The organism is Staphylococcus sp. GDY8P54P (assembly GCF_017892645.1).
Classification (GTDB): Bacteria; Bacillota; Bacilli; order Staphylococcales; family Staphylococcaceae; genus Staphylococcus; species Staphylococcus ureilyticus.
In genome coordinates this window covers 200,264-214,054 of record NZ_JAESLN010000009.1, presented here as the reverse complement: position 1 = coordinate 214,054, position 13,791 = coordinate 200,264, and the positions used below count along the sequence as shown (strand labels likewise).

8 protein-coding genes are annotated in these 13,791 nt (G+C 32.6%); 6 read left to right on the top strand and 2 right to left on the bottom strand.

Annotated features, from left to right (window positions below; translation table 11 throughout):
• Positions 1 to 222: 222 nt before the first annotated feature.
• Positions 223 to 1,605: an argininosuccinate lyase gene (gene argH, locus KA883_RS04720; protein ID WP_046208031.1), complete on the bottom strand. Its 1,383-nt coding sequence runs from the start codon at positions 1,603 to 1,605 to the stop codon at positions 223 to 225.
• Positions 1,598 to 2,800 (bottom strand): argininosuccinate synthase, encoded by a 1,203-nt coding sequence (locus KA883_RS04715; protein WP_210139884.1) that lies wholly within the window; start codon positions 2,798 to 2,800, stop codon positions 1,598 to 1,600. The genes argH and KA883_RS04715 overlap by 8 nt, the downstream gene beginning before the upstream one ends.
• 354 nt (positions 2,801 to 3,154) lie before the next feature.
• On the opposite strand from KA883_RS04715, the gene KA883_RS04710 reads away from it, so the two are divergent.
• The 6 genes from KA883_RS04710 to addA all read left to right on the top strand — a co-directional run bounded on the left by KA883_RS04710 (position 3,155) and on the right by addA (position 13,767).
• A complete protein-coding gene (locus KA883_RS04710; RefSeq protein WP_210139883.1) occupies positions 3,155 to 4,486 on the top strand; it encodes a glucose-6-phosphate isomerase in 1,332 nt (443 codons plus the stop codon).
• Between the two features lie 229 nt (positions 4,487 to 4,715).
• The gene (locus KA883_RS04705; RefSeq protein ID WP_046208034.1) at positions 4,716 to 5,291 is read left to right on the top strand and encodes a TVP38/TMEM64 family protein; all 576 of its coding nucleotides are present in this window, start codon (positions 4,716 to 4,718) and stop codon (positions 5,289 to 5,291) included.
• 4 nt (positions 5,292 to 5,295) lie between these two features.
• A complete protein-coding gene (lepB, locus tag KA883_RS04700) occupies positions 5,296 to 5,814 on the top strand; it encodes a signal peptidase I (RefSeq protein WP_046208035.1) in 519 nt (172 codons plus the stop codon).
• A gap of 18 nt (positions 5,815 to 5,832) precedes the next feature.
• Positions 5,833 to 6,405: a signal peptidase I gene (gene lepB, locus KA883_RS04695; RefSeq protein WP_046208036.1), complete on the top strand. Its 573-nt coding sequence runs from the start codon at positions 5,833 to 5,835 to the stop codon at positions 6,403 to 6,405.
• Between the two features lie 229 nt (positions 6,406 to 6,634).
• Positions 6,635 to 10,099: a helicase-exonuclease AddAB subunit AddB gene (addB, locus tag KA883_RS04690; protein WP_046208037.1), complete on the top strand. Its 3,465-nt coding sequence runs from the start codon at positions 6,635 to 6,637 to the stop codon at positions 10,097 to 10,099.
• Positions 10,096 to 13,767 (top strand): helicase-exonuclease AddAB subunit AddA, encoded by a 3,672-nt coding sequence (addA, locus tag KA883_RS04685; protein WP_046208038.1) that lies wholly within the window; start codon positions 10,096 to 10,098, stop codon positions 13,765 to 13,767. Before addB ends, addA begins: the two co-directional genes overlap by 4 nt.
• The last annotated feature ends 24 nt before the right edge of the window (positions 13,768 to 13,791 follow it).

The window sequence follows — 13,791 nt, the reverse complement described above, 5'->3', positions numbered from 1 at the left end:
AACATCTATATAGAAAAGTGTCTATATAGATTTGAGACATATAAATAAATAGCTTTATCTATAGGATTCAAGACATGGTGAGTTGAGTACTGTTAATACATTTATACAAACATATGTTGAGGGAGCTAAGTAAAATGTGAAATGGATTAAAACGTTGGACTATGAATGGAAGAAAAAACCGGAAGTTAAGTAATGGTTTAACTTCCAGTTTTTAAAGGTTTATTAATTTGTATTTAGATGTTGCTTGATAACTGATAATTGATGTTCTACCGCTGATTGTCCAGTTGAGCCATAACTAATTCTACGACTAACGCAATTTTCTGGCTTTAAATAATCATAAATATCTGAATCAATACGTTTATGCGTTTTCTGATATTCTTCCAACGGCACATCTAATAAATAGACATTATGTTGAATTGACCACAGTACGATTTTTCCTACAATTTCATGTGCTGATCTAAATGGAACACCTTTATTGACAAGGTAATCAGCCAATTCAGTAGCGTTTGAAAAATCATTGTAAACAGTTTGTTGTAGATGATCGACATTCACAGTCATTGTATCTATCATGCCAGCAAAAATTCGTAAGGAGCCCTTTATCGTATGCACCGCATCAAATAGCCCTTCTTTATCTTCTTGCATATCTTTGTTATAGGCAAGCGGTAAACCTTTGAGCGTCATCAAAATGCTCATTAGGTTTCCTGTTGTACGTCCTACTTTGCCTCTTATTAACTCTGCCATGTCAGGATTTTTCTTTTGAGGCATAATTGAGGAACCTGTTGAGAATGCATCCGATAAAGTTACAAAATTGGCTTCTGCTGATGACCAAAAGATAATCTCTTCAGCAAAACGTGATAAATGTATCATTGTTAATGATATATTGTGCAATGTTTCTACTATATAGTCTCTATCACTTACAGCATCTATACTATTTTCATAAACAGAGCCGAAATTCAATAAAGATTGCGTTTCATGACGATCGATTGGATAAGTCGTCCCACTTAGAGCAACAGCACCAAGTGGTGAAATATCGATTCGCTTCAAACTATCTTGAAAACGCGATTTATCTCTATCTAACATCCAGAAATAAGTCAGTATATGGTGTGCAAATGAAATAGGTTGAGCTCTTTGCAAATGTGTATAACCAGGCATAATTGTATTGACATGTTGTTCTGCGATATTGACAATTGTTTGTTGCAACTCATTGATGAGCTCAATAATTTGAGTAACTTCTTCTTTAGTATATAAGTGCATATCAGTAGCAACTTGGTCATTTCTGCTACGTCCTGTATGCAACCTACCACCTGCATCACCGATACGTTTAATCAATTCATGCTCAATGTTTAGATGAATATCTTCTAAAGAAACATCGAATGATAAATTACCTTGTTCATAATCATTTAAAATCGTTGTTAAACCATTGATTATTTGCTGACAGTCTTCATCGGTTATGATATCTTGTTTAGCTAGCATTTTAGCGTGAGCAATACTTCCTTGCACATCATATTGGATGAGCGTTTTATCAAAGTGAATGGAGGCATTAAATTCATCGACCCAGTCTTCGGGTTGCTCACTAAATCTTCCACCCCAAGCTTTATTACTCATCTGAATATCCGCCGTGTAACATAGAATTAACTTTTGTAGGTAAACCAAAGATATCAATAAAACCGACTGCAGATTCTTGATTAAATGCATCTTCTTTTGTATAAGTCGCTAATTTTTCATTATATAGTGTATGCGGTGATTTTCTACCATTTACAACGGCATTACCTTTAAATAATTTAAGACGTACGACACCAGAAACGAATTTTTGTGTACTATCTACAAACGCTTTTAGGCTATCAGTTAGTGGAGAAAACCAAAGTCCATTGTACGTTTGTTCCGAAAATTGTTTTTCAATAATAGGTTTAAAATGAGCGACATCTTTAGTTAAAGTGATCGTTTCGAGTGCTTTATGCGCTTTGATTATAACCTCTGCTGCAGGTGTTTCGTAAACTTCTCTAGACTTAATACCGACGAGTCTATTTTCTACATGATCAATTCTTCCAATACCATGTTTACCCGCTAATTTGTTTAAATCCAAAATTAATTGGCTTAATTTATAGGATTTACCGTTTAAAGCGGTAGGTAAGCCTTGTTCGAATGTAAGTACGACTTCATCTGCTTCGTCAGGTGTATCTTCAATTTCATTCGTTAAGTCAAATGCATCTTTTGGTGGTGCTGCATATGGATCTTCTAAAATGCCACATTCATTACTTCTTCCCCATAAATTTTGGTCAATAGAATATGGTGAATCATGTTGGATAGGTACTGGAATATTATGTTTGATTGCATAGTCAATTTCTTCTTCACGGCTCCAAGCCCACTCCCTTACTGGAGCAAATACTTTTAACTCTGGATCCAATGCTTTTATGGCCACTTCAAAACGAACTTGGTCATTACCTTTGCCGGTACAACCATGTGCAATACCTACTGCATTTGTTTTGTTAGCAATTTCAACTAATTTTTTTGAAATTAAAGGTCTTGATAATGCAGATACAAGGGGATATGTGCCTTCATACATTAAATTGCCTTTGATTGCATATGAAACAAAATCTTCACTAAATTCTTCTGTGGCATCAATAATGTGACATTCAACTGCGCCCATATCTAAAGCTTTTTGATGCACTAAATCTAAATCTTTACCCTCGCCGACGTCCAGACAACAAGCTACGATATCATAGTCTTTATCTATCAACCATTTCACTGCAACACTTGTATCTAAACCGCCCGAATATGCTAAAACTATTTTTTCCTTCATACCGTTACACCTCAATTGAATTTTTTAATATGTTGTTTATAAATTTGATATTAGTAAGTATAGCAGAAGGATAATGAAAATAAAACCATTTTTATACATAAATATGCAAATTGTAGAAATTTCTTACAATTTAACCGTCTGCTTGTATATTGAATTATAGGTGTTTTGGAGTTATGTGCGTTTTATGAACATGTATATATCAGTGAATATATAATTGGATGTTCTGTCTGTTGTATAAGAAATGAATAAGCTAAAATAATTATAAAAAATTTTGTTTTGTAGGCTAGTTGTTTGAATAGTCAAAATAAACTTAGTAAAATATGTATGAAATCAAAAACACTGGAGGCAATTTAGATGACTCATATTCAATTAGATTACGGTAAAACTTTAGAATTTTTCGGCGAACATGAATTAAAACAACAAAAGGATATTGTTAAATCAATTCATCATACAATTCATGAAGGAACAGGTGCTGGTAGTGATTTCTTAGGTTGGATTGATTTACCTGTTAATTATGATAAAGAAGAATTTTCACGTATATTAGAAGCTTCTAAACGTGTCAAAAATAATTCAGATGTATTTGTTGTAATTGGTATTGGTGGTTCATATTTAGGTGCACGTGCTGCAATTGAAATGTTGACACCGGCATTTAGAAATAGTAATGAATATCCTGAAATTGTCTTTGTAGGTAATCATTTATCTTCGACATATACACAAGAGTTAATTAGTTATTTAGATGGTAAAGATTTTTCAGTAAATGTTATTTCTAAATCTGGTACTACAACAGAACCAGCAGTTTCATTTAGACTATTTAAACAAATATTAGAAAATAAATATGGTAAAGAAGAAGCAAAACAACGTATTTTTGCTACTACTGATAAAGAAAAAGGTGCATTAAAACAATTAGCAACAAATGAAGGCTATGAAACATTTGTAGTGCCGGATGATATTGGTGGACGTTACTCAGTTTTAACTGCAGTAGGTTTATTACCAATCGCTGTCGCAGATATTGATATTGAAGCAATGATGGGCGGGGCTGCAAAAGCGCGACAAGAGCTCTCTTCTGAAAACTTAGAAGATAATATTGCATATCAATATGCTAGTATCCGTAACATTTTATATGCTAAAGGTTATGACACTGAAATGTTAATCAATTATGAACCTTCAATGCAATATTTTAACGAGTGGTGGAAACAATTATTTGGTGAATCAGAAGGTAAAGATTACAAAGGCATCTATCCATCCAGTGCAAATTATACAACTGATTTACATTCACTTGGACAATATGTACAAGAAGGTCGTCGTTTCTTATTTGAAACTGTTGTCAAAGTAAATACACCAAAGCATAATATTACAATTGAAGAAGATAATGACAATTTAGATGGTTTAAACTATTTAGCAGGTAAAACAATTGATGAAGTGAACACTAAAGCCTTTGAAGGTACTTTATTAGCACATACTGATGGTGGCGTGCCAAATGTAGTGATCAATGTTCCACAATTAGATGAAGAAACATTTGGTTATCTCGTTTATTTCTTTGAAATGGCTTGCGCAATGAGTGGCTATCAACTTGGTGTAAATCCGTTTAACCAGCCTGGTGTAGAAGCATATAAACAAAATATGTTCGCATTATTAGGTAAACCAGGTTTTGAAGATAAAAAAGAAGCATTAGAAAAACGTCTATAATTTTATCTGTGCATTAGATTAATAAGTGACTGAGAAAATGATTTCCGCATTGAAAATGCGGAAATTTTTTTATGTGCTATTTTATAAAAAAACTTATCATATGTGTGTAATGTCATTTACTGTTTTGGTACTTGAGACTGATATTTACACAAAAGTATACATAATTGTTTTAAAATCGCTATAATACACTTATAATAATCGTTGACTAACATTGGTAGGGATTGATGAAATGACTCAAGAACAAGTGCAGTATTGGTTTGATTTATTTGGTAGTTTAGGTTATATCGTAGGATTTTTATTGCCTTTTATTGAAGCATTTATCCCAGTACTACCTATTATTGTATTTGTGATTGTGAATGTGAATGCATTTGGATTTTTGATGGGTACATTATTAGCATGGTTGGGTACTGTTTTAGGAAGTTATCTTGTATTTTTAGGTTTTCGCAAATTGAACCATACACGTTATATGAAAAAATTACAACAACGCACCTCGGTTCAAAGGTTAATACATTTTATAGATAGAAAAGGCGTTATCCCTATTTTCATTCTATTATGTTTCCCCTTTACCCCAAGTGCATTAGTAAACTTGGTCGTAAGCTTGTCGCATATCAGAGCACACGTTTATCTGGTAGTATTGTTCAGTTCGAAATTGATAATGATCGGTTTGATTGGATGGTTAGGCAATGATATTACGACGCTATTTACACAGCCTTTAAGGTTGGTCATCATCATTATTGTTATTATTGTCGTTTGGTTTATAGGTAGAAAACTTGAACGATATTTTATGCATTCTCCAGAGGAGTGACAATTTGACTAAGGTAGTAAAACATTTGATTTCTATAATATTTGCGATTATTATTGTAATATTGATTCAGACTTTTATTATTACAGGAGCAGTCATACAAGATAAAAGTATGACGCCAACGTTGAAACAAAATGATCGTGTGATTGTTAATAAAATCAAGACAACTTTTAATATGTTAAAGCTTAACGATATCATCATGTACCATAAAGGTGACGATGTACATATTGGTAGAATTATTGGGAAGCCTGGCCAATCTATAACCTTTAAAAATAATCAGTTGTATAGAGATGACAGACAAGTAGATGAAATGTATACTGAGTCAAGTATGAAAGATTTATCCCTCAGAAATATTAAAGGCTCTGAAGGAGATATAATTCCACCAGGCGAATACTTTGTACTGAATGATAATCGAGAACTAAAAAACGATTCAAGAACAGAGGGTTTTGTTCGACAAGAAGACATTATTGGTGATGTAAGTTTAAGGTATTACCCTTTAAGCAACTTCACAGTAAACTTTAAATAAATAGACGAGGTGTAAAAAGTGAAAAAAGAAATACTAGAATGGATTGTGTCAATTGCTGTCGCAGTAGCGTTAGTACTATTGATTACAAATTTTGTTGCAAAATCATACACAGTCAAAGGGGATTCTATGGACCCAACCTTAAAAGATGGTGAACGCGTAGTTGTAAATATGATTGGTCAAAAACTAGGACATTTAGAAAAGGGAAATGTCATTGTATTCCACGCTAATAAGGAACAAGATTATGTAAAACGTATTATTGGTACATCTGGAGATAACATCGAATATAAAAAGGATCAATTATATGTTAATGGTAAAAAAGTTGATGAACCTTATTTAGATTACAATGAAAAACACAAACTAGGTGAATACATTACAGGTACTTATAAAACAGAAGATTTTAATCAGGCTGATGGAAAAAACAAAATTCCAAAAGGTAAATTGTTAGTATTAGGCGATAATCGAGAAGTGAGTAAGGATAGCCGCTCATTTGGTTTGATTGATGAAGATAAGGTAGTAGGTAAAGTTTCATTTAGATATTGGCCGTTAAATAAAATGACATTTGGATTTAACCCAGATGTTAGTTATGAATAGATAGCATATGTGTATACTTCCTGAGACATAAAAATGTCTCAGGTTTTTCTATATATTAATGTTGTTCAATTTGTGCTTTTTGAACCTTTTGAATGACACCTTTCAAATATTAAACTTACACAGTATATCATTCATTTATGAACTTAAATGTAGGTAAATCACATAGACTATTAAACAAAGTGTAATGCCTAATATGTTAAAATATGAATCAAAGGAGTTGTTGCACGCAATGGAATTTAATGCTTATATTGGGAGAGCTGGCACTGGTAAATCGCACAGTGTAATAGAAGAAATAAAAACTAAAATGAAACAAAATCCATTAGGTGATCCTATTATCTTAATCGCACCTACCCAAAACACGTTTCAGTTAGAGCAAGCTTTTGTAAAAGATCCATCATTATATGGCAGTTTGAGAACTGAAGTGCTCCATTTTGAACGTTTAAGTCACCGTGTTTTTCAAGAAGTTGGTGGATTAACAGAACAACAGTTATCCAAAGTTGGTACTGAAATGATGATTTATGACATTATTCAACAACATCAGTCAGAATTGAAATTATATCAATCTCAAGTAAAATACTATGGCTTTAGTGAAAAATTATATGAGCAAATTCAAGATTTTAAAAAATATGCAGTTTCTCCACAACATATTGAAGATTATATAGCAAACAACCACTTACAAACGAGGACTAAACACAAATTAGAAGACATCGCGTTAATATATAAACATTTAGAAGATAGGATTCGTGGCGAGTATGTTTCTACTGAGGATAGTTTGCAGCGATTTATTGAGGTGATGAACCAATCCGATTGGTTGCAACGTGCTGAGATTTACATTGATGGATTTCATAACTTTTCTACAATTGAATATCAAATCATTCGTTCATTAGTTCAGCATACCAAGCAAGTTACGGTTGCTTTAACTACAGATGGAGATAAAGATGTTTTTAGTTTATTTAGAAAGCCGTCAGAATCATTAACACAAATGCAAGCCATCGCAAATGATTTGAATATCCATTTAAATGTTAAACCATTTTATCAACAACAAAGATTTATTCATAATGACTTATCGCATTTAGAGAAAAACTTTAATGCATTGCAATTTGAACCTATTGCATTAACAGGTCATATCTCTATCCTAGAATCATCAGTGATGCGAGAAGAAATAAATGAAGTTGCTAGACGGATTTTAAAAGAAAACCGTGAATTAGGTAGACGTTTTCAAGATATTGCTATTTTATATAGAGATGAATCATATGCCTACTTAATGGAATCGATATTACCACAATACGATATACCTTATAACATTGACGTCAAGGCTTCTATGACTCATCATCCTATAATGGAAATGTTTCGCTCGTTAATTGAAGTGCTTCAGACAAATTGGAACTTTGAGCCTCTAATGCGTTTGTTTAAAACGAATATTTTAACTAAAAAATTTAAAGACAGCCAGTACTTAATTGATATTTTAGAAAATTTTGTATTAGAACGTGGTATTTATGGAAAACGTTGGATAGATGATAAATATTTCCAAGTTGAACAATTTAGGAAAATGGGTTTAAAACGACAACCATTAACAGAAGAAGAACGTGAAACATTTGAAAGGGTTATTCAGTTAAAAACAGATGTGATAGATAAAATTATGCGCTTTGAAAATCAAATGGCTGATGCAACCACAGCTGTTGATTTTGCAACAGCGTTTTACGAAGCTATTGAATCGTTCGATTTGCCCAGTCAGTTAATGACAGAACGTGATACGTTAGACGCTGAAGGCGAACACCGTAAATCAGAAGAAATTGATCAAATATGGCATGGATTTATTCAAACATTAGATGATTTAGTTACGGTTTTTGGAACTCAAAATTTAACAAAAAGTAGATTTTTAGAGTTATTAGATATTGGTTTGGATCAATTGGAATTTGTAATGATTCCCCAAACGCTTGATCAAGTTAGCATTGGTACAATGGACCTAGCAAAAGTTGATAATAAAGAACATGTGTATTTAGTTGGGGTCAATGATGGCGTTTTACCACAGACTGTGAATGCTTCAGGCTTAATAACAGATGAGGAGAAAAAATATTTTGAAGAACAAGCTGATATCGAATTAAGTCCAACATCAGATATATTACAAATGGATGAAGCATTTGTTTGCTATATTGCTATGACACGAGGGCGTTCAGAGGTGACATTTTCATATTCCTTAATGGGATCAAATGGGGATGAAAAAGAAGCGAGCCCATTTTTAGGTCAAATTCAGCAATTGTTTACAGATCTTGAAGTACAAAACATCCATCGTCAACATCAAGCAAATCCGCTAACGTTAATGGAACATCCACATCAAACAAAAATTGCATTATTTGAATCACTTAAAGCTTGGCTTGATGAAGAAATCGTCGCAGATACGTGGTTAGATACATACCAAGTTATGAGGGATGATGAGCAGTTAAATGAAGGGCTTACTTATTTGTTATCAGCACTCACTTACGATAATAAAACTGTACAATTAAGTGAATCTTTATCAAAAGATTTATATGGTACGACTATAAATGCTAGTGTATCACGTTTTGAAGGGTATCAATCATGTCCATTTAAGCATTTTGCTTCACATGGTTTACGACTTAATGAACGAACAAAATATAAACTAGAAAACTTTGATTTAGGTGATATATTCCATCAAGTATTAAAATTTATCTCTGAAAAAATTAATGGCGACTTTAAGAATTTAAACATCAAGCAAATTCACAAATTGACGAGTGACGCGTTATCTGAAATCCTACCAGAGATACAATTTAATCTATTAAATTCAACAGCTTATTATCGCTATTTGTCACAGCGCATTGGTTCAATAGTAGAAACAACTTTAACGGCGTTAAAATATCAAGGTAGTTATAGTAAATTCACACCGCAACGCTTTGAAGCCAGTTTTAGAAAAAAACCTAGGGACAATCAAGAACTGTATGCGCAGCCTTTAAAAACTAAACAAGGGGTTCCTATCAACATTCGAGGACAAATTGACAGGATAGATACGTATAACCATGGAAATGAAAGTTTTGTGAATATTATTGATTATAAATCATCAAAATATAGTGGGACCTTAGATTTAACAAAAGTATATTATGGCATGCAAATGCAAATGATGACTTATATGGATATTGTATTACAAAATAAAGCAAGGCTCGGCCTAACCAATATGACTAAGCCGGGTGGGTTATTGTACTTTCATGTCCATGAACCACGTATTAAACTTGCGTGGAATGAATTAAATGAAACGAAAAGGGATTTAGAATTTATCCAATCCTTTAAATTAAGTGGCTTATTAAATAGTGACGAAGCAGTATTGGATGCTTTTGATACTCGAATAGAACCTAGCTATAATTCAGATATTGTACCTTTAGGTTTAAAAAAAGATGGAGGCATTAAATCTAATAGTAAGGTCGCGGACGAAAAGACGATTTATAAATTAATTCAACATAATAAGCAAAATTTTATAGAAACAGCATCTAATATTATGGATGGTCACACAGAAGTAGCGCCAATGAAATATAATCAAACACTGCCATGTGATTTCTGTAACTATAAACCAGTCTGTCATGTTGATGGCATGATTGACAGTAAACGCTATAGAACCGTAGACGAAACAATCAACCCAATTGAAGCAGTACAAAATATGGAGTTAGAAAGTGAGGAAGAAGAATGATCAGTGAGATTCCTGTAAAACCAGCTGGCACAAGATGGACCGATAATCAGTGGAAAAGTATCTATGCAAAGGATCAAGACATACTTGTAGCAGCAGCTGCAGGTTCTGGTAAAACAGCGGTTTTAGTAGAACGCATCATTCAACGCATTCTTAGAGATAAGGTCGATGTAGATCGTTTATTAGTCGTAACGTTTACTAATGCAAGTGCAAGAGAGATGAAGCAACGTGTAGATCAACGAATACAAGAAGCATTTATTGAATCACCTGATAATACGCATTTAAAGAATCAGCGCATCAAAATTCACCAAGCTCAAATTTCTACACTACACAGTTTTTGTTTAAAGTTAATTCAGCAACATTACGATGTATTGGATATTGATCCAAACTTTAAAACAAGTGGTGAAGCGGAAAATATTTTATTACTGGAACAAACCATAGATGAGGTTTTAGAACAACATTATGACATCTTAGACCCGCATTTTGTTGATTTAACTGAACAGTTGTCCTCAGATAGGAATGATGAACAACTCAGAGATATTGTAAAAAAAATGTATTTCTTTAGTGTTGCTAACCCCAATCCTTTGAATTGGTTAAGCGGTCTTGCAACACCATATAAAGATGTAGTGCAACAGGAAGCGTTATTAAAATTACTTAATGAGTTGGCCATGATATTTATGAGGTCTGCCTTAGAGTCATTAAATAAAAGTTATGATTTATTTATGATGCTGGAACAAGTCGATAAACAAATTGCAGTTATTGAAAAAGAACAACAATTCTTAAACAAAGCTATGGAAAATGGCCATATCAATCATGAAGCAATCGTACAACACGAATTTGAAAAAACATTTCCTCGAAAAGATAAAAAAATTAAAGAAGCAAACGAAATGATGATAGATGCTTATGATGATGGTAAAGCATATTATGATAATTATAAAAAATTAGTGTCAAAAGTTAAGAATGATTATTTTTCAAGGTCTTCAGAAAATCTAAAAGAAGATATGCAACGTTTAGCGCCTAGAGTATCTTATCTTAGCCTTATTACAAAAGATGTCATAGAACTTTTTAATCAAAAAAAGCGCAGTCGAAATATTTTAGATTTCTCGGATTATGAACATTTTGCTTTGAAAATTTTAACAAATGATGATGGTTCACCTTCAATGATTGCACAATCTTATCGTGATCAGTTTGAAGAAATATTAGTAGATGAATATCAAGACACAAACAGAGTACAAGAAAAGATTTTGTCATGTATTAAACGTGGTGAGGAACATGATGGCAACTTATTCATGGTAGGGGACGTCAAACAGTCGATTTATAAATTTAGACAAGCAGATCCTAGTTTGTTTATCGAAAAGTATAATCGTTTTACTGTAGATGGCTCATCATATGGCTTACGTATAGATTTATCACAAAATTTCCGTTCAAGATTAGAAGTGTTAACGACAACTAATTATTTATTTAAACATATGATGGATGAATCTGTAGGAGAGATTAACTATGATGATGCAGCACAGTTATATTATGGAGCTCCCTTTGACAACAAGCCATATGATGTGAATTTAAATATGCTAGTAGAAGATGCATCTTCTGAGTTAAATGGTTCTGAACAAGAAGCAGAATATATTGTACAACAAGTTGAAAAAATAATGAATACACGTGAAATCTTTGATATTAAAGCCCAACAATATCGAAAGCCGAACTACAAGGACATTGTTATTTTAGAGAGATCATATGGGCAAGCACGAAAAATACAACAAGCATTTAAGGATCATAATATTCCGTTCCATGTTAATAGTAAAGAAGGTTATTTTGAACAAACAGAAGTGCAACTGATATTGTCTTTTTTAAGAACGATCGACAACCCACTACAAGATATTTATTTAGTCGGTTTAATGCGTTCAGTTATTTACCAATTTACAGAAGATGAATTATCAAACATTAGAGTATTTAGTCCTCATGATGATTATTTTTATCAATCTATCCAACATTATATGGAAAATGACGTGGCAAATAAGAAATTGGTCAAAAAATTAGAAGTATTTTTAAAAGATATAGCTATGTATCAATCGTACAGTCAAAATCATCCTGTATATCAACTGATTGATAAATTTTACAATGATCACTATGTTATACAATATTTTAGTGGTCTTATTGGTGGCAAAGGTCGACGTGCGAATTTATATGGTTTGTTTAATAAAGCAGTAGAATTTGAAAATTCTAGTTTTCGTGGTCTATATCAATTTATTCGATTTATTGATGAACTTATGGAGCGAGGAAAAGATTTCGGTGAAGAAAACATCATAGGTCCTAATGATGATGTTGTGAGAATGATGACAATCCATAGCAGTAAGGGGCTGGAATTTCCATTTGTTATTTACTCTGGCTTATCGCGTAAGTTTAGAAGAGATGACTTACATAAACCTGTGATTTTAAATCAAAATTATGGACTTGGAATGACGTATTATGATGTAGAATCAAATTTAGCTTATCCTTCATTATCATCAGTCACTTTGAAAGCAATCGCGGAAAAAGAAATGGTCTCAGAAGAGATGAGATTAATTTATGTGGCGTTGACACGTGCTAAGGAACAATTATTTTTGATTGGCCGTGTTAAAGATGAGAAAGAATTAACACAATTAGAGCAGGTTTCTGCTTCGGAAACACATTTACCAGTCAGTTATCGGATTACAGCCCAAAGACCGATTGATATGATATACCCAATATTAGCAAAATATCAATCATCATCTTTACCAAGAGAGATGCGTTTTGAGCAATCAATAGAAGATATTGATTCAACGATGCAACCTTATGTGAATTTGACTACAGAATTTTATGAAGACATTGCTTCAGAACAAGTTATTTCAGATAGTGAACAGCGTACAGTTAGTGATATTGAGTATATAAATAGTGGCAATGACACATTAAAAACGCAAATACATCAGCAATTAAGTTACGTCTATCCATATCAAGAAGCTATGATGAAACCTTCAAAACAGTCCGTTTCTGAATTAAAACGACAATTAGAAACAGAACAAGCGGATACAAATTATGATAGAGTTCGTCAGTATCGTATTGGCACAACTTCATATGAAAGACCAGCTTTCTTAAGTCAACAAACAAAGAGAAAAGCAAATGAAATAGGGACATTAATGCATACGGTAATGCAGCATTTACCATTTAAAGAAGAAAGGCTGACAGCAGAAGAAATTGGAATATTTGTTGACCAATTAATAGTTAAAGCGATCATACCTAAAGATGCAAAAGCTGATATTCAATTTGATGATATTTATAAATTTGTTGAGAGTGACTTGTATCTTACGATTGCTCAAAGTGATTATATTTATCGTGAATTACCTTTCGTTGTGAATCAAGCAAAAGTAGACCAGTTGAAAGATGTAGAAACAGACGCATCAATCATTCAAGGGATGATTGATTTGATTTTTATTAAAGATCAGCAATATTACTTTGTTGATTATAAAACAGATGCATTTAATAGACGCTTGCATATGTCAGATGAAGAAGTTGGAAATCAATTGCGTGCGCGTTATAAAATACAAATGGAATACTATAGAAATACCTTACAGACCATACTTGGCGAACCTGTTAAAGGTTATTTATACTTCTTTAAATTTGGTCAGCTTTCAATAGATGATAAATCGATTAAATAATGCTTTGATAAAGGAGTGCTAAAC